17 protein-coding genes are annotated in these 22,383 nt (G+C 67.9%); 11 read left to right on the forward strand and 6 right to left on the reverse strand.

Features of this window, described 5'->3' with window-relative positions; translation table 11 throughout:
- Positions 1-3: 3 nt before the first annotated feature.
- Complete coding sequence (locus G6N37_RS12405) at positions 4-495, reverse strand: beta-class carbonic anhydrase (protein ID WP_163680594.1); 492 nt, start codon at positions 493-495, stop codon at positions 4-6.
- Positions 496-686: 191 nt separating this feature from the next.
- Here G6N37_RS12405 and G6N37_RS12410 point away from each other — a divergent pair, with 191 nt between their 5' ends.
- Genes G6N37_RS12410 through G6N37_RS12425 form a run of 4 tightly spaced genes read left to right on the forward strand, consistent with a single transcriptional unit; the run spans position 687 to position 6,082 of the window.
- Positions 687-1,664 (forward strand): ABC transporter permease, encoded by a 978-nt coding sequence (locus tag G6N37_RS12410; protein ID WP_163680597.1) that lies wholly within the window; start codon positions 687-689, stop codon positions 1,662-1,664.
- The gene (locus tag G6N37_RS12415) at positions 1,661-2,587 is read left to right on the forward strand and encodes an ABC transporter permease (RefSeq protein ID WP_163680601.1); all 927 of its coding nucleotides are present in this window, start codon (positions 1,661-1,663) and stop codon (positions 2,585-2,587) included. Before G6N37_RS12410 ends, G6N37_RS12415 begins: the two co-directional genes overlap by 4 nt.
- Positions 2,584-4,422, forward strand: coding sequence for an ABC transporter ATP-binding protein (locus G6N37_RS12420; protein ID WP_163680603.1), 1,839 nt, complete (start codon positions 2,584-2,586; stop codon positions 4,420-4,422). Before G6N37_RS12415 ends, G6N37_RS12420 begins: the two co-directional genes overlap by 4 nt.
- Before the next feature lie 25 nt (positions 4,423-4,447).
- Positions 4,448-6,082 carry an ABC transporter family substrate-binding protein gene (locus tag G6N37_RS12425; protein WP_163684963.1) on the forward strand — a complete coding sequence of 545 codons (1,635 nt, stop codon included), beginning with the start codon at positions 4,448-4,450 and terminating at the stop codon, positions 6,080-6,082.
- Here G6N37_RS12425 and G6N37_RS12430 read toward each other — a convergent pair.
- From G6N37_RS12430 to G6N37_RS12440, 3 genes are all read right to left on the reverse strand, one after another.
- Entirely contained in the window at positions 6,069-7,310 is a 1,242-nt protein-coding gene (locus G6N37_RS12430) for an alpha/beta hydrolase (protein WP_163680606.1), read from the reverse strand. The genes G6N37_RS12425 and G6N37_RS12430 overlap by 14 nt on opposite strands.
- A 98-nt stretch (positions 7,311-7,408) precedes the next feature.
- Positions 7,409-10,030, reverse strand: a complete 2,622-nt coding sequence (locus G6N37_RS12435) for an AAA family ATPase (protein ID WP_163680609.1) — start codon at positions 10,028-10,030, stop codon at positions 7,409-7,411.
- Positions 10,027-11,178 carry a metallophosphoesterase family protein gene (locus G6N37_RS12440; RefSeq protein ID WP_163680612.1) on the reverse strand — a complete coding sequence of 384 codons (1,152 nt, stop codon included), beginning with the start codon at positions 11,176-11,178 and terminating at the stop codon, positions 10,027-10,029. The genes G6N37_RS12435 and G6N37_RS12440 overlap by 4 nt, the downstream gene beginning before the upstream one ends.
- A gap of 183 nt (positions 11,179-11,361) precedes the next feature.
- Here G6N37_RS12440 and G6N37_RS12445 point away from each other — a divergent pair, with 183 nt between their 5' ends.
- Together G6N37_RS12445 and G6N37_RS12450 are read left to right on the forward strand one after the other, a co-directional pair.
- Positions 11,362-12,741: an HNH endonuclease signature motif containing protein gene (locus G6N37_RS12445; RefSeq protein ID WP_163680615.1), complete on the forward strand. Its 1,380-nt coding sequence runs from the start codon at positions 11,362-11,364 to the stop codon at positions 12,739-12,741.
- 17 nt (positions 12,742-12,758) lie between these two features.
- Positions 12,759-13,259 (forward strand): SixA phosphatase family protein, encoded by a 501-nt coding sequence (locus G6N37_RS12450; RefSeq protein WP_174813823.1) that lies wholly within the window; start codon positions 12,759-12,761, stop codon positions 13,257-13,259.
- Positions 13,260-13,316: 57 nt separating this feature from the next.
- Here G6N37_RS12450 and G6N37_RS12455 read toward each other — a convergent pair whose 3' ends face one another.
- Positions 13,317-13,859 (reverse strand): DUF3558 domain-containing protein, encoded by a 543-nt coding sequence (locus G6N37_RS12455; protein ID WP_163680618.1) that lies wholly within the window; start codon positions 13,857-13,859, stop codon positions 13,317-13,319.
- Positions 13,856-14,368 (reverse strand): DUF3558 domain-containing protein, encoded by a 513-nt coding sequence (locus G6N37_RS12460; RefSeq protein WP_276066337.1) that lies wholly within the window; start codon positions 14,366-14,368, stop codon positions 13,856-13,858. Before G6N37_RS12460 ends, G6N37_RS12455 begins: the two co-directional genes overlap by 4 nt.
- A 181-nt stretch (positions 14,369-14,549) precedes the next feature.
- Here G6N37_RS12460 and G6N37_RS12465 point away from each other — a divergent pair, with 181 nt between their 5' ends.
- From G6N37_RS12465 to G6N37_RS12485, 5 genes are all read left to right on the forward strand, one after another.
- The gene (locus G6N37_RS12465; RefSeq protein WP_163680623.1) at positions 14,550-16,307 is read left to right on the forward strand and encodes an ABC transporter ATP-binding protein; all 1,758 of its coding nucleotides are present in this window, start codon (positions 14,550-14,552) and stop codon (positions 16,305-16,307) included.
- A complete protein-coding gene (locus tag G6N37_RS12470; RefSeq protein ID WP_163680625.1) occupies positions 16,304-18,202 on the forward strand; it encodes an ABC transporter ATP-binding protein in 1,899 nt (632 codons plus the stop codon). The genes G6N37_RS12465 and G6N37_RS12470 overlap by 4 nt, the downstream gene beginning before the upstream one ends.
- Positions 18,203-18,335: 133 nt before the next feature.
- Entirely contained in the window at positions 18,336-19,031 is a 696-nt protein-coding gene (locus G6N37_RS12475) for a cysteine peptidase family C39 domain-containing protein (protein WP_163680627.1), read from the forward strand.
- A 309-nt stretch (positions 19,032-19,340) separates the two neighbouring features.
- Positions 19,341-20,438: an ATPase/transcriptional regulator EmbR gene (gene embR, locus G6N37_RS12480; protein WP_163684967.1), complete on the forward strand. Its 1,098-nt coding sequence runs from the start codon at positions 19,341-19,343 to the stop codon at positions 20,436-20,438.
- A gap of 155 nt (positions 20,439-20,593) precedes the next feature.
- The gene (locus G6N37_RS12485) at positions 20,594-22,342 is read left to right on the forward strand and encodes a serine/threonine-protein kinase (RefSeq protein WP_163680629.1); all 1,749 of its coding nucleotides are present in this window, start codon (positions 20,594-20,596) and stop codon (positions 22,340-22,342) included.
- Positions 22,343-22,383 lie beyond the last annotated feature (41 nt).

A 22,383-nucleotide genomic window follows, 5' to 3' on the forward strand; every position in this document is an offset into this window, starting at 1 on the left:
ACGCTAGACCTTGACTTCCTCGAGCTTGCCCGTCGCGACGTCGAAGACGAATCCGCGCGCGGATCCGTGCTTGGTCACGAACGGGCTGGCCTCGATTCGGCGCAACGACTGCCGGACGTCCTCGGCAACGTCGGGGAACGATTCGGGGGCCCACGGCGGCTTGACGCCGGTCTCCGCTTGAATGGCGCGCTTGAAGTCATCGTCGGTGAAGGTGAGCATGCCGCAGTCGGTGTGGTGGATCAGGATGATCTCCCTGGTCCCCAGCAACCGCTGGCTGATCGCCAGCGAGCGGATGACGTCGTCGGTGACCACCCCGCCGGCGTTTCGGATGACGTGCGCTTCGCCCTCGTTGAGGCCCAGGGCGCGATAGACGTCGAGCCGGGCATCCATGCACGCCACGACCGCGACGTGTTTGCCCGGCGGCATCGGCAGCGGCCCGTGGAAGGTGCTCGCATACCGGGCGTTGTTGGCCAGGAAGTCATCGGTAACCGTCACGCAAGCCTCCTCGGAGTGTCGCAGCACGGAATTTGCTGCCTGCATCGGTGCCGCGGTGGATGTTAACAACGGGCCGTCATTTATTGACGCATGAAAATCAGCCGGATCACAAGGATCGTGCCGCCGAACCGGGCCGGTCCGGGCCCGGCTCGTTAACCTGTCCCAATGCGAGGCGGGCGGTGCGGTCGGGGATGATTCGCTTCTTGGCGCGCCGCCTGCTCAACTACGTGGTACTGCTGGCGCTGGCATCGTTTCTGACGTTCTGCCTCACATCGGTGGCCTTCCGGCCACTGGACAGCCTGTTGCAACGCAGTCCGCGCCCGCCTCAGTCGGTCATCGACGCCAAGGCGCACGCGCTCAACCTGGACAAACCGATACCGATCCGCTACGCGCAGTGGGCCGCCCACGCCGTTCGCGGCGACTTCGGCAAGACCATCACCGGGCAGCCCGTCGGCGCCACGCTGTGGCGGCGCGTCGGAGTCACACTGCGGCTCCTGGTCATCGGGTCGCTGGCTGGCACCGTCCTGGGCATCGCGGCCGGGGCATGGGGAGCCATCCGCCAATACCGACTCAGTGACCGCCTCGTCACGATGGTGGCGCTGCTGGTCCTGAGCACGCCGACGTTCGTCATCGCCAGCCTGTTGATCCTCGGCGCGTTGCGGGTGAACTGGGCTTTGGGCGTGCATCTTTTCGACTACACCGGGGAAACGTCGCCGGGCGTGAGTGGTGGGGCCTGGCACCACCTGGTGGACCGGTTGCGGCATCTGATCCTGCCCACGCTCACCCTGACCCTGGCGGCCGCCGCCGGATACAGCCGTTATCAGCGCAACGCGATGCTCGACGTCCTGGGGCAGGATTTCATTCGCACGGCCCGCGCCAAGGGCCTCACCCGCCGCCGCGCGCTGGTGAAGCACGGGCTGCGCACGGCGCTGATACCCCTGGCCACCCTGTTCGCCTACGGGGTCGCCGGGCTGGTCACCGGCGCGGTGTTCGTGGAGAAGATCTTCGGCTGGCACGGCATGGGTGAATGGCTGGTGCAGGGCATCGCGACGCAGGACACCTACATCATCGCCGCGATCACGCTGTTCTCCGGCACCGTCGTGTTGCTGGCCGGCCTGCTCTCCGACGTCTTCTACGCCGCCCTCGATCCGAGAGTGCGGGTCTCATGACGGCTGAGCCCAAAGTACAAGCGGCTCAAGGGATTTCCGCCCCAACGACATCGGCGTTCACCTCGCGCCGTACCCTGGTGCTGCGCAGGTTCGTCCGCAACCGGTTGGCGGTCGCGGCGCTGGTCCTGCTGGTGCTGCTGTTCGTCGGTTGCTACACGCTGCCGGCAGTGCTGCCGTATTCCTACGATGACCTCGATTTCGACGCGCTGCTGCAACCGCCGAACAGCCGGCACTGGTTGGGCACCAACGCGCTGGGGCAGGACCTGCTGGCGCAGATCCTGCGGGGCATGCAGAAGTCGATGCTCATCGGTGTTTGCGTGGCGGTCATCTCGACCGGCATCGCCGCCACCGTCGGCTCGATCGCCGGCTATTTCGGTGGCTGGCGGGACCGCGCGCTGATGTGGTTGGTCGACCTGCTGTTGGTGGTGCCCAGCTTCATCCTCATCGCCATCGTCACGCCGCGAACCAAGAGCTCGGCCAACATCCTGATGCTCGTCCTGCTGCTCGCCGGCTTCGGCTGGATGATCAGCTCCCGCATGGTGCGCGGCATGACCATGAGTCTGCGTGAACGCGAGTTCATCAGGGCCGCAAGGTACATGGGCGTGTCCAGCCGCCGGATCATCCTCGGCCACGTGGTGCCCAACGTGGCCTCCATCCTGATCATCGACGCCGCCCTCAACGTCGCCTCGGCAATCCTGGCCGAGACGGGGCTGAGCTTTCTGGGTTTCGGCATTCAGCCGCCGGACGTGTCGCTGGGCACGTTGATCGCCAACGGCACCCAGTCCGCGACCACCTTCCCCTGGGTGTTCTTGTTTCCGGCGGGTGTGCTGGTGCTGATCCTGGTGTGCGCCAACGTGACCGGTGACGGCCTGCGCGACGCGCTGGACCCCGGTAGCGGCATGCTGCGGGGTGTCGCCCGGTGACCGCGCTGCTCGAGGTGACCGGCCTGGCCGTCAGCTTCCCGACGGACGGCAAACCGGTGAGCGCGGTACGCGGCATCAGCTACAACATCGCCCCGGGCGAAGTCGTGGCCATGGTCGGCGAATCAGGCTCGGGCAAATCGGTTTCCGCGATGGCGGTGGTGGGCCTGTTGCCGGAGTACGCGCGGGTGCGCGGCTCGGTACGGTTGCACGGCACGGAGTTGTTGGGCCTCGGCGACGACGCGATGTCGAGGTTTCGCGGCAAGACGGTCGGCATGGTCTTCCAGGATCCGATGTCGGCGCTGACACCCGTCTACACCGTCGGGGACCAGATCGCCGAGGCGATCGAGATCCACCAGCCGCACGTGGGCAAGAAAGCCGCCCGCCGACGCGCGGTGGAACTGCTCGATCTGGTCGGTATCGCTCAGCCCGAACGGCGTGCGCGCGCGTTCCCGCACGAACTGTCCGGCGGCGAACGCCAGCGGGTAGTCATCGCGATCGCGATCGCCAACGACCCGGACCTGCTGATCTGCGACGAGCCCACCACCGCCCTGGACGTCACCGTGCAGGCGCAGATCCTCGAGGTGCTCAAGACGGCGCGCGACATCACCGGCGCCGGGGTGCTGATCATCACCCACGACCTCGGCGTGGTCGCCGAGTTCGCCGACAGGGCGCTGGTGATGTACGCCGGCCGCGTCGTCGAATCCGCAGGGGTGTACGACCTTTACCGCGATCGCCAGATGCCCTACACCGTCGGCCTGCTGGGCTCGGTACCGCGCCTCAATGCCGCCCAGGGCACCCGGCTGGTACCCATCCCCGGCGCACCCCCGTCGTTGATCGGGCTGGACCCGGGCTGCCCCTTCGCGCCGCGCTGCCCCCTCGTCATCGACGAATGCCGCGCGGACGAACCGGAGTTGCTCGCCGTCGGCGCCGATCACCGAGCGGCCTGCATCCGCACCGACCAGGTCAACGGACGCACCGCCGCCGAGATCTACGGGGTCAACACCGAGGCGCATACGACCGTATCCGGCGACTCGGCGGTCGTGGTGCGGGTGCGCGATCTGGTCAAGACCTTTTCCCTGACCAAAGGCGTGGTATTGCGCCGCACCGTCGGGGAGGTCCGCGCGGTCGACGGTGTGAGTTTCGAGTTGCGGGCGGGCCGCACCCTGGGCATCGTCGGCGAGTCCGGCTCGGGTAAGTCGACCACCCTCCACGAGATCCTGGAATTGGTTGCGCCGCAATCGGGCTCGATCGAAGTGCTGGGCACCGACGTGGCAACGCTGAGCGCGTCCCAGCGGCGCTCGCTGCGACGCGACATCCAGGTGGTGTTCCAAGACCCGGTGGCGGCGCTGGATCCCCGGCTGCCGGTATCCGACCTGATCGCCGAGCCGTTGCTGGCCAACGACTTCGGCAAGAGCGAGACCAACGCGCGCGTCGCCGAGCTGCTCGACATCGTGGGATTGCGCCGAGCCGACGCCGCGCGATACCCCGCCGAGTTCTCCGGCGGGCAGAAGCAGCGCATCGGCATCGCGCGGGCGCTGGCGTTGCAGCCGAAGATCCTGGCGCTCGACGAGCCGGTCTCCGCCCTCGACGTCTCCATCCAGGCCGGCATCATCAACCTGCTGCTCGACCTGCAGGAGCGGTTCGGCCTGTCGTACCTCTTCGTCTCCCATGACCTTTCGGTGGTCAGGCACCTCGCGCATCACGTGGTGGTCATGTATGCCGGCACGATCGTCGAGCAAGGCGAGAGCGGGCAGGTGTTCGACGACCCGCAGCACGAGTACACCCGTCGGCTGCTGGGCGCCGTGCCACAACCGGATCCGGGCAGACGTGTCTAGGCGGATAGCGACGGCGATCGTCGTGATGGCGCTGGCGGTGTCCGGATGCTCACCGGCCATCAACCTGGCGCCGGCCGGCGGCCGCAACGCCGAGATCGGCACCACCAGCGACATCAATCCACAGGACCCCGCCACGCTGCAGGACGGCGGCAGCCTGCGGCTGGCGCTCAGCGACTTCCCGCCCAACTTCAACATCCTGCACATCGACGGCAATTCGGCCGAGGTCGCCGCGATGATGAAGGCCACCCTGCCGCGGGCCTTCATCATCGGCGCGGACGGCTCGACGACGGTCGACACCGACTACTTCACCAGCGTCGAACTCACCGGGACCGCACCGCAAGTGGTGACCTACACGATCAACCCCCGGGCGATGTGGTCCGACGGAACGCCGATTACGTGGGAAGACATCGCCAGCCAGATCCATGCGTTGAGCGGCGCCGACAAGACGTTCGAGATCGCCGGGCCCAGCGGCGCCGATCGCGTCGCGTCGGTCACCCGAGGTGTCGATGACCGGCAAGCCGTCGTGACCTTCGCCAAGCCGTACGCCGAGTGGCGCGGCATGTTCGCCGGCAACGGCATGCTGCTGCCCAGGAGCATGACGGCCACGCCGGAGGCGTTCAACAAGGGCCAACTCGACGGGCCCGGCCCCTCGGCGGGCCCCTTCATCGTCACGTCCCTGGACCGGACCACTCAGCGAATCGTGCTGTCTCGCAACCCGAAATGGTGGGGAGCCCGGCCCCGTCTGGACAACATCACCTACCTGGTGCTCGATGACGCCGCACGGCTGCCGGCGCTGCAGAACAACACCATCGACGCGTCCGGCGTCGGCACCGTCGACCAGCTGACCATCGCGCAACGCACGAAGGGAATCTCGATCCGGCGCGCCCCCGCCCCCGCCTGGTCTCACTTCACGTTCAACGGCGCGCCCGGGTCGATCCTGTCCGATAGGGCGCTGCGCCTCGCGGTGGCCAAGGGCATCGACCGCCGCACCATCGCCAAGGTCGTCCAATACGGGCTCACCAGCGACCCCGTGGCGTTGGGCAACCACATCTATGTCGCCGGGCAGAAGGGTTACCAGGACAACAGCGCGGTCGTCCCGTACGACCCGGAGGAGGCCAGGCGCGAGCTCGACGCGCTGGGCTGGAAGTTGAACGGCCAGTTCCGCGAGAAGGACGGCCGCCCGCTGGTCGTCCGCGATCTGTTCTATGACGCCCAGGGCAGCCGGCAGTTCGCCCAGATCGCCCAGCACAGCCTCGCGCAGATCGGCGTCAAGCTCGAACTGGTGTCCAGGTCCGGCAGCGGGTTCTTCACCAACTACATCAACGTCGGGGATTTCGACATCGCCCAATTCGGTTGGCTCGGTGATGCTTTCCCGCTCTCAGCGCTTACGCAGATCTACCTGTCGGGCGGGGAGAGCAACTTCGGCAAGATCGGCAGCCCGCAGATCGACGCGGCGATCGAGCGGACCCTGCAAGAACTCGATCCCGGCAGGGCGCAGGCGTTGGCCAACGATCTCGACAAACTCATCTGGGCCGAAGGGTTCAGCCTGCCGCTGACGCAGTCGCCCGGCGACGTCGCGGTCCGCAGCACGCTGGCCAATTTCGGTGCGGCGGGCCTGGGCGACCTGCGCTACACCGCCATCGGGTTCATGCGCGGCTGATCCGGCGCAGCCGCGCGGGGATCGGCAGCGCACCCTCGATGGTGGCGGCCACCCCGATCGCCTTCCACAGCAGGCGCAGCTCGGGACGCGCCGGAAGCGCATCGAGCGCAGGTGCTTTCGCGGCGAGCCCGTCGAGCTCACCCCGCCACACCGCCTGGGCGATGGCGATCGCGGCGGGCTCGCGGAAGTCCAGCGCGCTGTGCGCCATGCTGGGCAGCATCAACAGCACCGCGTTGGGGAGCAGCGCGGCTACCCGCTCGGCGACGGCCGGTGGGGTGATGAGGTCGCGGCCGCCGGAGACCACCGCGGTGGGCCAGGTGAAATGCGGCATCTCGGCCACCAGGTCGTACGGCTCGTCCTCGAAAGTCGCGGTCTGGGTGCGCGCTTCGCGTTCCGCCACGGCGGGGTCGAGCGGTAGTCCGTCGGGCTCGGCGGCGTAATTCAGTTCGCGAAACGCGATGCGGCTCACCAGGTCTTCCTCGTAGCGATAGGGCAGGTTGCTAAGCGTGGCGAACCGGGACAGCGCCCACCACAACAACTTGCGGCCATCCAGCAGCAGGTCGAGCTGTCGCTCGAGCAACTCGGCGCCGCCGTAGCCATAGATCGTCGCCACGACCTGGGTGGCCGCCGCGGTCATCACCCCCGCGTCGACGAGCTTGCGCATTTTGGGCGCCAGCGCGGCGGTTTCGGGGCTGTCGCCGCGAAGCAGCAGCCGACGGATCGCGCGGCGAACGATCACGATGTCATGCCGCGACAACAGCGGCGAGTCGAGGATCATCGCCCGCACCCGGCCCGGATGGCGCACGCCGAAACCGGACGCGATGTAGGTGCCGTACGACGCGCCGTAGATGACGGCCGAGTCGACATGGGCGTCGTCGAGCACGGCGGCGATGTCGTCGACGACCTGGTTCACCGTGATCGCCTCGGGGGGCAGATCGTCGCCGGAGTCGTCGTGGCGCGACATGCCCACTCCGCGGTGCTCGATCATGATGACGTCCAGGCCGGCCGCGGCCGCGCGGCGCCGCAGTCCCCTGTACATCTGCACCGACGCCACTCCGGGACCGCCCGGGATGACGACCAGCGGGTGTGCCGACTTCCGGCCGGTGCGCACGTAGTACAGATCGAACTCTTCTGTGTTATCCGGCGAGACCGGCCGGCGCACGGGTCGCACACCGGGCAGTGCCGCGAGCTTCTCCTGCACCCGGCGCCGTTTCGCATTCATCGTCATCTGTGTCGGCCCACCATGATCCCATTCTGCCGGGACCGTCGGCTTGCACCATCGCAGCGGCCCACCCGCGGCGTTCGACGCAGCTCAGCGCGTTGGCGCTAGGCACTCAGGTCGATGCGGTGCGCGCCCTTGACGCCGTCGTACCGGTCGGGGCTGCAGGTGAGCACGATCACCTGCCCGTGCGCGCCCACCGTGTCGAAGACCTCGCCCATCTTGGCCAACCGGTCTGGATCGGTGAAGCCGAGCGCATCGTCGACCACCACCGGAACGGCGTCCTCCTTGGCGACCAGGGCGGCGCCCGCCAGCCGCGCCAGGATGGCGAGTTGCTCCTTCGCCCCGCCCGACAGGGATTCGTAGGGCACCGTCACGCCGTTGAGGGTGCGGCTGCGAATGCAGAGGTCGCTGTCGATGTCGACCTCGAACGTGGGCCCGAACACCGGGCGGCCGAGCCGTTGCAGCTCGGCGCGGTAGGGCTCGACGTAGCGCTGCCGGGTGGTGTCGCGGTGGCGTGTCATCACCGAGCGCAGCAGCCGCGCGGCCCGGGCCCGGCTGCCGACCCGGATGTGCTCGCTGACGGCGTGCTCACGTTCGGTTTCCGCGGCGTCGAGCTTCCCCTGGCGGCCCTCGCTGCCGAACACCGAGAGTTCGATGGTGATCTCGCGCAACGCGCGGGCAGCCTCCTCGTAGCGTTCGCGCAATTCTTCGGTTTCCTTTGTGGCGGCGGTTAATTCGTCGTGCACCGCATCAGGACTGGCCGCCGCCAGCCTGTCGGCCAGTTCGGCGTGACGACGTTGCGCGGCCCGGGCCGCCTGCAGCGCGGTGTCCGCCGACGACGCGAGATCGTCATCGCCGGCCGACGCCCGTTCTTCGGCCAGCCGGTCGTTGGCCGCGGTGAGTTCGCTGCGTTGAGTCTCCAGGGTGTTCTGCAGAACTGTTGCGCGGGTGGCTAACTCGGTGAGCCGGGTGGTGGCCGCGGTGGCGTCCCGGCGGCGGTCGTCGCAATGGGCCACCGCGGCCAGGCGGGTCGTCTCGATCGAATCGAGTTCGGCGCGTGCGGCGTCGATGTCGACAGCGTGGAGCTCCGCCCCGGCCGGCTGCCCAGCACGCAGCTGTGTGAGCCGCAAGCGCAGCTGGTCGATCCCTTCGTCACCACACAGGCCGGCGAGGGTGGCGCTCAGCTGGTCGCGGCTGCCCTGCAGTTCGCGGCGACGCTGATCGGCGGACCGGGCGGTGGCCAGGTCAGCCACCCCGCCGGCAGCCAACGCCGCGGCAAGCTCTTCTTGTGCCGCAGCGTGTTTGGCTTGGACATCGAGCGTCGTCGCGCCAGGAGTGATCCGCGCAGTCAGGACGCCGGGGACCTGGACCGCGGTGGGTCCCGTGGTGGTAGTCGACCAGGTTTCGCCCTCGGACAACGACACCCGCTGGTCGCCGATGGAGAGCTCCACGTCCGCGGCGGCGGTGAACTCGACCGCCGTGGACGTCGACGCCAACTGGTCGCCGATGCGATCGACCGCGACGGCGGCGTCCTCGATTCGTCGCAACAGCTGCTCGGTGACGGCGATCTCGCCGAGTGCTGCGCACACCTGGTCGCGGTCCCGCTGGATGGCCTCGATCTTGGCCAATCGGGCGCCCAACCGGTCCGCCTCGTCGCGCTCGGCCAGCTGTGCGACGGCGCGCCGGGCGGATTCCGCCCGGCGGTGCAGCTCCGCAAGGGCCTCGGTGGCTTCCCGGGCCGCCAGGTCGGCGGCCTCGGCTTCGATGTGCGCGGCTGCCCGCGCCTCGGCGGCTTCTTGCGCCTGCGCCTCGGCGGCCGCGACACCGGCTGCGCGGACGTCGATTTCGGCGAGGAGTTGCAGGCGTGAGTGGTGGGCGGTTGCCGCCGCGGCGCTCTTCGCCTCCGCGGCGGCGGCGATCAACTCGGCCTCGCGCGCCTGGCCCGTCAGTTCGTCGATCCTTTCCGCGGCCTCCCGCGCGGCGGCGAGCCGGGGGCGGGCGGCAATGCGCCGCTGCGACAGCTCGGCCACCCGTTCCGTCAGGACGCCGTGCCGACACACCCGCTCGTCGACCTCGGCAACCGCCGCCGCGCACTCCGCGACCGCGGCCTCCGCATCGGCCAACCGGGCGATCGCCGCGGCCCATTCACCCGTCGGACGGCCGGTCGCGGTGAAGTAGCGTCCATATTCGGCGTCGATTCGTTCGATGAGGAGCGGCTCGGCGCCGGACAGCGCCCCGGCGTCGCCGGCCGCCACGTCGAGCGCGCGCGACAGTGCGTCACAGCCCGACAGATCCACCGCGGTGGTGGACGCGGCTTGCAGCACCCGCTGGGCATGCCACAGATCGCTGTCCACCGTCTCGGCCAGCATCGCGCGCACACGTTCGTGCGCCTCGTCGCCGGTGAGCTGCTCGCGGTGGGGCGCCTGAATCGTCAGCTCGGTTTCGCACTTCTTGTGGAACCGCTTGCGGTAGACGAATCGATAAGGGCCGCAGCTTAATTCGGCGCTCACCTCGGAGCCGACGTCGCTGTTGGTCGGTTTGACCTGCTTGACTTCCTTCTTCGTCGAGCGGTCCCTGGATTCCAGCAATAGGTCCAGCGCTTCGATCATGGACGACTTGCCGATCTCGTTGGCGCCGCACACCACCACGACACCGTGGTCGGGAAACTCGATCTCGCGGTGCGCGATGCCGCGATAATTCGTCAGGATCAGGCGGTGCAGCTTCATGCGGCGCCCCGATCGGTGAGGCGCAGCAACAAGGCCAGTGCCGCCTGCGCGTCGACGGCGGTCTCGGAGTCCCCCTCGCGCGCGGTCGCCACCAACTCGTCGACCGCCGCCGCGGCGAACCCCCCGATGCCGAGATCGCTGAATTCGCCGTCGGCGGGGATGACCGCCAGGTCGGTGTGGCGTTCCCACAGGCCGAGCCACGCGTACAGCCGCGCGTATTTGTCCAGGCAGGCATCCAACGCGGCGCGGTCGGTGACGGTCAGCGATCCGGTGAGCGCCAACCGCACCACGGTACGGTCCTTGTCGGTCATCAGGTCCAGGTTCAGGTCGAGGTCGGCGATGTCGCGCCGGGTGTCGACTTGTCGGTGCATGGCGACGAACCGCCAACGGCCCACGCGCCGCGATTCCACCGTCGCGAGGCGGGCCGGGTCGGTTTCGTCGATGTCGACGATGAGGACGTGACCCGGGTCCGATTCCACGTCGTCGAAGTTGGTGACTTCCGGCGCCCCCGAATACCAGACGCGGCCGCTGTCGCCCACGTGGGTGCGAGAATGCTTGTCCCCCAGTGCCACATAGTGCACCGTGCCGTTCGCCAGTGCGTCATCGAGCGCGGCAAGCCGAATCAGGGAAGGCTTGTCGCGGTCGGGGTCCAGGGCGTCGACCCCGCCGTGCGCGACCAGGATCCGGGTGACCGGCTCCGGAGTCAGCTTCTCGAGGACGTCGGCGACCAGGTCGGTGGTCGGGGCTTTGGATCGCCATGGCGCGGCGACGATCTCCAGCCCGGGCCTTACCTGATGGACGCCGGCCTGGTCGAGCACCACCACGTTGTCGGGGCGTTCGGCGGTGAACAGCGCGCTGGTGTAGACGGAGGACGCGTCCAGCGGGTCGTGGTTGCCCGGCAGCAGGTAGACCGGAATTCCGATGGCGCGCATGGCTTCCAGGGATTGCCCGACGACCCGCGGGGGAAGTTGGTTGTGTTCGAACACGTCACCACACACGACGACGAACTCGGCGCCCACCTCCGCCGCCAGCGCTCCCAGGCCGGCCACCGCGTCGCGCCGGGCCGCGGAGTAGCGCGGCTGGGCGTCCCCGGCGAGGAAGTGCCGGGTCATGCCGAGCTGCCAGTCCGCGGTGTGCAGGAATCGCATGTCGGCGGCCCCCTTCCGAAGTGTGTGGTTACCAGGGCATCCCGAGCTTAAGTCCGCACACCGACAAGACGCGGGACCTCGATCGGCAGGTCTCCGAGCGGCTATTTTGCGGCTTTTTCTCGAGTGTGTATCCATGGCGTTTTCTGGCGGTTTCTTGTCGGTGGGGGTGGTTAGTTTCGGGGTGTGAGTCCAAGTGGTCATCCTGATGTCGACGCGGCGTTCGACGGCCTTGATGCGGCCTTGGCCCGCGCCCGCGCGTTGCCGGTTGAGGTGATGACTGTCCAACAACAGCTGGCGATGCTGGAACGCTGCGAAAAGGTGCGCCGGCAGCTACCCGCCATCGAGCATCCGCTGATCAACTCCCTGGGTCGCCAAGCCACGCCTGAGGAGTTGGGCGGCAAGTTGTCGCATGCGATCGCCGAGGCCACGTTGATCAGCCGCGCCGAGGCGTCACGGCGGGTCAAAGAGGCCACCGACCTCGGACCGCGCCGCGGGCTCACCGGTGAACCGATGGCGCCGATCCTGCCGGCCACCGCGGCCGCCCAACGCGAGGGCAAGCTGGGCGCCGGGCAGGTCGCGGTGATCCGCAGGTTCTTCCACCACCTGCCCGGCTGGGTCGACGCCGCCACACGTGAGGCCGTGGAGGCCGACCTGGCCGCGGGCGGCGCGCACTTTCGCCCCGAACAACTCGCCGAGCTCGCCGACCACGTGGCCGATTGCCTCAACCCCGATGGCAGCTACACCGACGAGGACCGCGCCCGCCGGCGTGGACTCACGCTGGGCAAACAGGGTCCCGACGGCATGTCCGAGCTGCGCGCCACCATCACCCCCGAGCTGCGCGCCACCGTGGAGGCCGTGCTGGCCAAGCTGGCCGCCCCCGGCATGTGCAACCCGCTCGACGACACCGCGTGCGTGGACGGCGCACCCAGCCAGGACGCCGTCGACCGCGACGCCCGGTCCACGGCCCAACGCAACCACGACGGCCTGCTGGCCGGGCTGCGAGCGCTGCTGGCCTCGGGGAAACTGGGCCAGCACAACGGGTTACCCGCCTCCATCATCATCACCACGACGCTGGCCGAGCTGGAGACCGCCTGCGGCAAAGGGCTCACCGGCGGGGGCACCACCTTGCCGATCAACGAGGTCATCCGCCTGGCCCGCCACGCCCACCACTATTTGGCCGTCTTCGACAACGCCACACCCCTGGCGCTGTATCACACCAAGCGCCTGGCCTCCCCCGGCCAGCGCATCGTCCTGTACGCCAAGGACCATGGCTGCACCGCCCCGGGCTGCACCGTGCCCGGCTACCTCTCCGAGGTCCACCACGTCACCGACTGGGATAAATGCCGGCGCACCGACATCGACAACCTCACCTTCACCTGCGGACCACACCACCGCATGCTCAAGCCCGGCGGCTGGACCACCCGCAAAAACCCCAAAGGTCACACCGAATGGATCCCACCCCCACATCTCGACCGCGGCCAACCCCGCACCAACACCTTCCACCACCCCGAAAAACTCCTCCACCACAACGACGACGATGACGATGACGACGACGCGGCATAGGGGTTAACGTGGCTGCCGTGAAAGATCAGCGCACGTTGCTGTTGATGCGCCACGCCAAATCCGACTACCCGCCCGGGGTCGCCGACCACGACCGACCGCTGGCGCCCCGCGGCATCAAGCAAGCCGGACTCGCCGGTGATTGGCTGCGCGCCAACGCTCCGGTCATCGACGCCGTGCTGTGCTCCACCGCGACCCGTGCGCGGCAGACGTTGGCCAACACCGGTATCGACGCTCCGGTGCGGTACAGCGAGCGGCTCTACGGCGCCACGCCCGGCACCATGATCGAGGAAATCAACACGGTCGGTGAGGAAGTCGAAACGCTGCTGGTCGTCGGCCACGAGCCGACGATGTCTGCCCTGGCCCTCGGGCTTGCCGGCAGTGGCACCGACGCGGCTGCGGCCGAACGGATTTCGGCCAAATTCCCGACGTCTGCGATCGCCGTGCTGACCGTCCCGTCCGGATGGAAGGGTCTCGAACTCGGCCGCGCCGCCCTCATAGAGTTCGAGGTGCCGCGTTGATTGATTGCGCGGCTTCTCCTCGCCCCGCGACGCGGGCCGCATCGTCGCCGCGTTGAACTACGAGTTCGTGGCCAGCGTCAGCTCCATCAGCTTGAGGGCCTGACCGCAGGCATCGATGCCCGGCGCCTGAGGGTTGACCCACCACCCGACCACTCCGGCCGCGTCGCTGGCCACTCCGCATGCGCCGTTCGGGTCGTCCGGACGCATCACGATCGAATCGATCCCGGCGATGTTCCGCGTCTCGACCTTGTACTTCAGGAACTCGGCGACCTTGCGTTCGTTGCCGAGGCTGCCCTGCTCGAACCAGAACCGGGTGATGTCGATCAGGCCGGCGGGGTTGGCCGCCTGCCACCGGCAGATGGCGCCGACGAATGTGCTCTGAATGTCGAGCGGGTCGGCGCCCACCGTCTTGGCGAGGATGTCGCTGGTCAGCACCTCGCACTCCTTGAGCAGGTTCGGATACTGCTGCTGCGAATTGTTGTTGCGGGTAGGACCGCCCGCTTTGACGGCGGTGCCCCCGATCGACTTCGAGCACCCCGTCAACACCATGAGCGCAGCGATCAAGACGGTTGCAATGGCGCGCACTCTTCTGCCGGTCATTTCGAGTTCGCAATCGACTGACGCGCCAATTCTTTGGCTATGTCGCATGGCGGCGGGAACGGCTTTTGGCTGAAGCTGATCGACCATTCGATGAAGTCGTCCTGGAATTGGATGCCCACCTCGCACAGCGAGTCACCCAGGTTCGGCTCGTTTCCTATCGCGATGAATCCGCTGTGTCCGTTGATATTGATGTCATCGACGCTAGCGCGCGACAGCTCCTCGGTCTTGCGTTCGCGACCGATCGGACTGCCGCGATACCAGGAGAAGGAAAAGTGGGGGCCCAGGATGCCGCCGCCCGCCAGCCATTGGCAGCCGACGGAGTTGCGCGCGGTGTTGATCAGGCCGGTCACCTTGGTCAGCTCGGCCACCGTCTGATCGCTGATGCCGCCGCATTGGGGGAACATCGGCCCGTGGTGGCCCTCCGAGTTCCCCGGCGCGGACGAGGACGTCGCTCCCGGTTTGTTGCCGCCGGAATCGGAGCACGCCGCAACCGCGGGGATCAGGATCATCAAGGCCGACGCCGCGACGGCCAGCGCCCTTGAATTACGCCGCACCGTTACCCTGCTCTTGCTCAGCCTGCTCCCGGTCCACACGATGCACTGTAGCGGCAGCTCAGCGGGTCAACCACCGACGCGCCTGAGCAGGCGTTTCAGTTGCGCTGGTCGATGCGCGGTGTGCGAGAGTAACCAGATGCTCCTGGCACTGCTGCGCCAGTACATCCGGCCGTACCGGCGGCTGGTCGCGGTGCTGATGGTGCTTCAGGGCATCAGCAGCCTCGCCTCGCTGTACCTGCCGACGGTCAACGCCGCGATCATCGACGAGGGCGTCGCCAAGGGCGACACGGCCACCATCGTCAGGCTCGGCATGGTGATGCTCTCGGTCACGGCGTTGCAGGTGTTGTGCGCGGTCGGGGCGGTGTACTTCGGGTCGCGGACCGGGATGGGCTTCGGTCGCGACCTGCGCGCGGCGATGTTCGAACACATCACCACCTTCTCCGAGCATGAGACCGCCCACTTCGGCGCGCCCACGCTGTTGACGCGCACCACCAACGACGTCCGCCAGATCCAGTACCTGGTTCAGATATCGAGCACCGTGCTGGTCACCGCGCCCATCATGTGCATCGGCGGAATCTTGATGGCCATCCATCAGGAGGCCGCGCTGACATGGCTGCTGCTGGTCAGCGTTCCCATCATGGCGGTGACCAACTACTGGGTGATGTCGCACATGCTGCCCCTGTTCCGCAGGATGCAGGGCCTGATCGACGCCATCAACCGGGTGATGCGCGACCAGCTGTCCGGCGTGCGCGTCGTCCGGGCGTTCGCCCGCGAAGCCTATGAGCGCGACCGATTCGCCCGCGCCAACGCCGCGCTGTCGCACACCGCGCTGACCGCAGGCAACTGGCAAGCGGTGATGCTGCCGGTGACCACGCTGACCGTGAACGTGTCCAGCGTCGCGCTGATCTGGTTCGGCGGGTTGCGCATCGATCGCGGCCAGATGCAGGTCGGCTCGCTGACCGCGTTCCTGGCCTACTTCACCCAGATCCTCATGGCGGTGCTGACGGCGACGATGACGCTGGTGGTGTTGCCGCGAGCGTCCGTGTGCGCCGAACGGATCTCCGAGGTGCTGTCCACCCGGGCCGCGGTGACCGATCCGCAGCGACCGGCCTTCCCGCACGGAGGGATCGCCGGGGTGGTGCGTCTGGAGGGCGTGACATTCACCTATCCGGGCGCCGATCGCCCGGTGCTGCAGGACATCTCGTTCACCGCACGGCCCGGCACCACCACGGCCATCGTCGGCAGCACCGGGTCGGGCAAGTCGACGCTGGTGTCGTTGATCTGCCGGCTCTACGACGTGACCGGCGGCGCCGTCCTGGTCGACGACGTCGACGTCCGCGATTACCACACGGAGCGACTGTGGTCCGCGATCGGGCTGGTGCCCCAGCGCGGCTATCTGTTCTCCGGCACCGTGGCCGAAAACCTGCGCTATGGCAAGGCGGACGCGACAGACGACGAGATGTGGGAAGCGTTGCGGGTGGCCGACGCCGACGGATTCGTCCGCGCGCACGACGACGGGCTGCGGATGCGGGTGGCCCAGGGCGGCATCAACTTCTCCGGCGGTCAGCGGCAACGACTGGCGATCGCCCGGGCGGTCATCCGCCGCCCCGCCATCTACCTCTTCGACGACTCGTTTGGCGCGCTCGACGTGCACACCGATGCGCGGGTCCGCGAGTCGCTGACACAGATATCCGGCGCGGCCACGGTCATCCTTGTCACCCAACGAGTTTCGACCGCCGCCCGGGCCGACCAGGTGATCGTCGTCGACAACGGCAGACTGGTGGGCACCGGCACGCACGAATCGCTGCTCACCGACTGCCCCACTTATACGGAGTTCGCCGACTCGCAGTCGGTGAGCGCCGTGCGATCGGGTCAATTCGGGGGTGCGCCATGACCGTGGCGGCCACTCGAGGCGTGACCCCGGCCTCGGCCGGACGGTCCCGCGACTTCTGGGGTTCGGCCACCCGGCTGGTGAAACGGCTTGCACCGCAACGGCGGCTGAGCATCGCGGTGATCAGCCTCGGTGTCGTCGGGACGGTTATCGGCGTCATCGTCCCGCGCATCCTCGGCCACGCCACGGATCTGTTGTTCAACGGTGTCATCGGGCGACAGCTCCCCGCGGGTATCACCAAGGCGCAGGCCGTGGCCGCGGCCCGGGCCCGGGGGGACAACACCTTCGCCGACCTCCTGTCGGGAATGGGTGTGGTGCCAGGCAAGGGCGTCGACTTCGGTGCCGTGGCACGAACGCTGGCGCTGGCGTTGGGCCTGTATCTGGTTTCTGCGCTGCTGATTTGGGCGCAAGCACGGCTGCTCAACGTCACCGTGCAACGCACGATGGTCGCGCTGCGTTCCGACGTCGAGGACAAGGTCCACCGGCTGCCGCTGTCCTACTTCGATGGGCGCCAACGCGGTGAGCTGCTGAGCCGGGTGACCAACGACATCGACAACGTGCAGTCGTCGCTGTCGATGACCATCACACAGCTGGTGACGTCCATCCTGACCGTGGTCGCCGTGCTGGCGATGATGGTGTCCATCTCGCCGCTGCTGGCCCTGGTCACCGTGGCGACGGTGCCGCTGACCCTGCTGGCCACGCGTGCGATCGCGCGGCGCGCGCAGCGCCTGTTCGTAGCGCAATGGACCAGCATCGGTCGGCTGAACGCCCATATCGAGGAGACCTACAGCGGCTTCACGGTGGTCAAGACGTTCGGCCACCAGGCCGCGGCGCGCACAAAGTTTCGCGACTGCAACCACGACGTGTACGGGGCGAGTTTCGGCGCGCAGTTCTTCTCCGGCCTCGTGGCCCCGGCGACGGCGTTCATCGGCAACCTCGGCTACGTGGCCGTTGCCGTGCTGGGCGGCCTGCAGGTGGCCGGCGGCCACATCACCCTCGGTGGCATCCAGGCCTTCATCCAATACGTCCGGCAGTTCAATGCCCCCCTCAGCCAGGTGGCCGGGATGTACAACACCCTGCAGTCCGGGGTGGCCAGCGCGGAGCGGGTGTTCGAACTGCTCGACGAGCCCGAGGAATCGCCGGATCCCCAGCCCGCCCTCCCGCTGCCCGACGGAGGCCCGGGCGGGCGGGTGGAGTTCCAGCACGTGACCTTCGGTTACAGCCCGCACACGCCGGTGATCCACGACCTGTCGATGGTGGCCGAGCCGGGGACCACGGTGGCGATCGTCGGCCCCACGGGGGCCGGCAAGACCACTCTGGTGAACCTGCTGATGCGGTTCTACGACGTCGATTCCGGCCGGATCCTGGTCGACGGGGCCGACGTCACCACCGTGAGCAGGCAGTCGCTGCGGTCGCGGATCGGCATGGTCCTGCAGGACACCTGGCTCTTCGACGGGACGATCGCGGAGAACATCGCCTACGGGCGGCCCGAGGCGAGCGCGGACGAGGTGGTGCAAGCCGCCAAGGCGGCATACGTCGACCGTTTTGTGCACACTCTGCCGGCCGGCTACGAGACGCGGGTCAGCGGTGGCGGCGGCAACATCAGCGCGGGCGAAAAGCAACTCATCACCATCGCGCGCGCGTTCCTCGCCAGGCCGCGGCTGTTGATCCTCGACGAGGCGACCAGCTCGGTCGACACCCGCACCGAGGCGCTCATCGCCCGCGCCACGTCGGAGCTGCGCCGGGATCGCACGAGTTTCATTATCGCGCATCGGCTTTCGACGATCAGGGACGCAGACCGCATCGTCGTGGTCGAAGCCGGCCGGATCGTCGAACAAGGCAGCCACACCGAGCTGCTGGCCCGGCGGGGCGCCTACTACGCCATGACCAGGGCCTAGCCCGAAACCTCAGGTCTGCGGGCCGCTGCCAAGTCACGTTGAGAATTCTTTGAGGTAACGAAAAGGCCAAGATCGGAACCTTCTCTCAGATAGGAAAGCCCGCCGACGGGGCGGGCCGGGAGAAGGACAATCCATGAAGACAATCCTCGGCAGCATCGCCAAAGCCGCAACGTTGGCAGTCGCCGCCGGCGCGATCGCGCTGGGACTGGCGGGCCCGGCTCAAGCAGCCTCGGGCACCACCTACGGCGACCCCACCGCCGCCGCCAAGTGGTGGCGACACCAAAAGTACGACGACTGCGTCCTGATGGCCGCCGCTGACCTGATCGGCCAGATGACCGGCAAGGAACCCTCGGAGGAGGCCATCATCAAGAAGGCCGAGTCCACCCCCAGCGCCATCCATCCCGGCTCGATTTACATCAAGCCGTCCGACACCAAGGATCCGAATTCGGGCCAGGGCACGATGTTCGGCGACGTCCCGACGCTGCTGAAGCTATACAACGTGTACGGGGTGGTCAGTGACGAGGCCCATGCGGCAAAGACAGGCGTCCCCGCAGGCATCGAAGGTATCGAGCAGCTGCTGGGCACCGGTCACAAGGTGATGGTCAGCGTCAACGGCGAACTGATCTGGCACGTGCCCGTCGAGACCAAGGACGAGAACGGCAGCCCGATCGGTGACCACGCCGTCGTGGTCACCGGTGTCGACGCCGCCTACAACATCGTCCACCTGAACGACAGCGGTGACCCGAACGGCCGCGACTCGCAAGTCCCGATGGCGCTCTTCATGCGAGCCTGGGAAGCCAGCCACGAGCTGATTGTCGCCACCATGTGAGGCGCAGCTGATTCCATCGCGCGGCGGGCAGCCTATGACTGTCCGCCGCGTTGCGTGTTCGCCTGAGCGCCAGACCCGTTCGCGAAAGGCTTCACACGTCCTTGTGGCGGGGAAGGCTTTTCGTTCACCGACCAGAGAGTCAGCGCCCCGGCATCAACCACGCACAATTCGCGCGTCACTACCGAAATCGCCGAGATTGAGATCACAATGGCAAGCTAGGACATCTCCCAGGTGCGCTGCGGAGGACCGAAAGGACCGATAAGCGTGGTGGACAAACGTCTCGAACTCGCTCTGCTCGGGCCGTTGGAGATGAGCGTTGACGGTGCCCTGGTGGCCCTGGGCACCCCCAAACAGCGAGCGGTACTGGCCGTGCTGCTGATGAACCGCAACAGTCCGGTCGCCGTCGACCGGCTCATCACCGCGCTGTGGGACGACGAGCCCCCGTCGGGCGCTCGGGCCAGCATTCATTCCTACGTGTCCAACCTGCGTAAGCTGCTCGGCACCGCCGGCATCGACCCACGAGTGGTGCTGGCCGCGGCGCCGCCGGGATACCGGCTCAGCATCGCCGAAAGTGACTGCGATATCGGGCGATTCATTGCCGAAAAGACCGCTGGCGTGCATGCCGCCGCCGCGGGAAAATTCGACGAGGCCAGCCAGCACCTGACGGCCGCGCTGGCGGAATGGCGCGGGCCGGTGCTCGAGGACCTCCGCGAATTCCAGTTCGTCGACACGTTCGCCACCTCGCTCGTCGAGGAAAAGGTTCTGGTCCACGGCGCGAAGGCGGAGGCCGAAATCGCCTGCGGGCGTGCGTCCACCGTGATCACCGAACTCGAGACGCTGACCGCCGAACACCCCTACCGGGAGCCGTTATGGGCCCAGTTGATCACCGCGTACTACCTCACCGACCGGCAGTCCGACGCGTTGGCCGCCTACCGTCGCGTCAAGACCACGCTGGCCGAAGACCTGGGCATCGATCCGGGCCCGACGCTGCGGTCGCTCAACGAGCAGATCCTGCGCCAGGAACCGCTCGACGTGAAGCGAAGCGCCAAGACCGCCGCCGTCGACACGGTCACAGTGCTCGAACAGCACACCATGGTGTCCGGGCAGCAGGCCATCGCTTATCTGCACGAGGCTTCGGGACGCAGCTACCCGCTGCGGGCGGCGGCGACCCGGATCGGACGGCTCGGTGACAACGACATCGTCCTGGACAGCCCCAAAGTCAGCCGCCACCATGCCGTCATCGTCGACACGGGCACCAGCTTCATCATCAACGACCTCCGGTCGTCCAACGGGGTCCACGTGCAACACGAACGAATCCGGTCCGCCGCCACGCTCCGCGACGGCGATCACGTCCGCATCTGTGACCACGAGTTCACGTTCCAGATCGCCGCGGACAACGAAGGCTAGCCACACCGTCCCCCGGGTAAATCGCGTGATTGCCATGCGTCGGGCCGGGTGGGGGCTTACGGTCATGGTTGCTGGGTCAGGGGGTTGCGGCCGACCGGTGGGCCCGGCGATTGTTGGGTGTCGGTGGCGCGGTGGCTGGGTGTGAAGGATCGGCGATGAGTGATGAGCAGGTCTCGCGGGCGGGGTCGGATTTTGGGCCCTATCACCTAAAACGGCTGCTGGGCCGCGGTGGGATGGGCGAGGTCTACGAGGCCGAGCACACCGTCAAGGAGTGGACGGTGGCGGTCAAGCTGCTGTCGGAGACCTTCAGCAAGGACCCGGTGTTTCGGGAGCGGATGAAGCGCGAAGCCCGCACCGCCGGTCGTTTGCAGGAGCCCCATGTGGTGCCCATCCACGACTACGGCGAAATCGATGGGCAGATGTTCTTGGAGATGCGCCTGATCGAGGGCACCGACTTGGACGGCGTGCTCAAACGCTTTGGCCCGCTGGCCCCGCCGCGCGCGGTGGCCATCATCACCCAGATCGCCGCGGCGCTCGATGCCGCCCATGCCGCCGGGGTGATGCACCGCGACGTCAAACCGCAAAACATTCTGCTCACCCGCGACGACTTCGCCTATCTGGTCGACTTCGGCATCGCCAGCGCCACCACCGACGAGAAGCTGACCCAGTTGGGCACCGCGGTGGGCACCTGGAAATACATGGCCCCGGAACGGTTTTCCAACGCCGAAGTCACCTACCGCGCCGACATCTACGCCCTGGCCTGCGTGCTCTATGAATGCCTCACCGGATCCCCGCCGTACACATCCAGTAGCGCGGGCGCGCTGGTTACCGCCCATACGATGAACCCCATTCCTCAGCCCAGCGCGCTGCGTCCGGGGATTCCCAAGGGCTTCGACGCGGTGATCGCCCGCGGGATGGCCAAGAAACCCGAGGACCGCTACGCCAGCGCCGGCGACCTGGCCCTGGCCGCCCACGACGCACTCAGCGACCCCGACCAGGACCACGCCGCCACCATCTTGCGCCGCAGCCAAGAAGCCACCCTGCCGGGCACCGTCATGGCGCCTCCCCCCACACCGCCGCCGCCGGCACAGGATTCGACACCCAACCCCGCGCTCGGCTCGACGCCGGTACCCGCACACAGCGCTCCCACGTGGCGGCCCGACAGCGGACCCATCCCCGCGGCCGGCCCACCCCCCACCACACCGCCCTATTACCAAGCCGCCAACCCCAATTGGGGCGGCCCGCCACCCCAATTCGGCGGCCCGGCGTGGAGCAAGCCGCCCCCCAAAAGACGCAACCCCTGGCCCATCGTCGCCGGCGTCGCCGCGTTGGTGGTGGTCGTCGCGCTCGCCGCCGTCGGCATCGCGATCGTCATGGGAGGCGACGACAACAATCCGCAGGCCAACCGCACCTCCACCACGTCGAGCACCACCAGGCCCAGCACCACCACCACAACCACCCGGGCGGCCAACCCGCAGAGCAAGCTGCTCGCCTTGCTGCCCGCCGGATATCCCAGCGGCGCCTGCACGCCCGCGACGCCGAAGTCGAACAGCATCTGGGTGAACGCCGTGGCCATGGTCGACTGCGATCAGAACATCAATCAGGGCGGCCCGTCTCGGGCCGTCTATGGACTGTTCGCCGATCAGGACACGCTGAAGAGGGCGTTCGATGACGACGTGGGCGCCGTGCAACTGCTGAACTGCCCGGGAGCCGGGGCGTCACCGGACGGCTGGCACCACGACAGCACCCCGACGGTGACCGCCGGAATGATCGCGTGCGGGACCTACAAGAACCACCCGAACGTGATCTGGACCAACGAGTCCAAGCTCATGCTGTGCGACGTCTACGGGGATCCCCCCGCCCTCGAGGACTTGCACACGTGGTGGACGAACTACGGCGGCTGAGAGCCCGCCGAACCCCCACGCGGGCAACGCGTCCGATCGGC

The sequence above is a fragment of the Mycobacterium seoulense genome (assembly GCF_010731595.1).
Classification (GTDB): domain Bacteria; phylum Actinomycetota; class Actinomycetes; order Mycobacteriales; family Mycobacteriaceae; genus Mycobacterium; species Mycobacterium seoulense.

Excerpts from the sequence above, each read along its gene's own strand:
- G6N37_RS12410 (WP_163680597.1), top strand. The coding sequence starts at position 687 with ATGATTCGCTTCTTGGCGCGCCGCCTGCTCAACTACGTGGTACTGCTG.
- G6N37_RS12415 (WP_163680601.1), top strand. The coding sequence starts at position 1,661 with ATGACGGCTGAGCCCAAAGTACAAGCGGCTCAAGGGATTTCCGCCCCA.
- G6N37_RS12425 (WP_163684963.1), top strand. The coding sequence starts at position 4,448 with ATGGCGCTGGCGGTGTCCGGATGCTCACCGGCCATCAACCTGGCGCCG.
- G6N37_RS12430 (WP_163680606.1), bottom strand. The coding sequence starts at position 7,310 with ATGACGATGAATGCGAAACGGCGCCGGGTGCAGGAGAAGCTCGCGGCA.
- G6N37_RS12435 (WP_163680609.1), bottom strand. The coding sequence starts at position 10,030 with ATGAAGCTGCACCGCCTGATCCTGACGAATTATCGCGGCATCGCGCAC.
- G6N37_RS12440 (WP_163680612.1), bottom strand. The coding sequence starts at position 11,178 with ATGCGATTCCTGCACACCGCGGACTGGCAGCTCGGCATGACCCGGCAC.
- G6N37_RS12455 (WP_163680618.1), bottom strand. The coding sequence starts at position 13,859 with ATGACCGGCAGAAGAGTGCGCGCCATTGCAACCGTCTTGATCGCTGCG.
- G6N37_RS12460 (WP_276066337.1), bottom strand. The coding sequence starts at position 14,368 with ATGATCCTGATCCCCGCGGTTGCGGCGTGCTCCGATTCCGGCGGCAAC.
- G6N37_RS12465 (WP_163680623.1), top strand. The coding sequence starts at position 14,550 with ATGCTCCTGGCACTGCTGCGCCAGTACATCCGGCCGTACCGGCGGCTG.
- G6N37_RS12470 (WP_163680625.1), top strand. The coding sequence starts at position 16,304 with ATGACCGTGGCGGCCACTCGAGGCGTGACCCCGGCCTCGGCCGGACGG.
- G6N37_RS12475 (WP_163680627.1), top strand. The coding sequence starts at position 18,336 with ATGAAGACAATCCTCGGCAGCATCGCCAAAGCCGCAACGTTGGCAGTC.
- embR (WP_163684967.1), top strand. The coding sequence starts at position 19,341 with ATGAGCGTTGACGGTGCCCTGGTGGCCCTGGGCACCCCCAAACAGCGA.
- G6N37_RS12485 (WP_163680629.1), top strand. The coding sequence starts at position 20,594 with ATGAGTGATGAGCAGGTCTCGCGGGCGGGGTCGGATTTTGGGCCCTAT.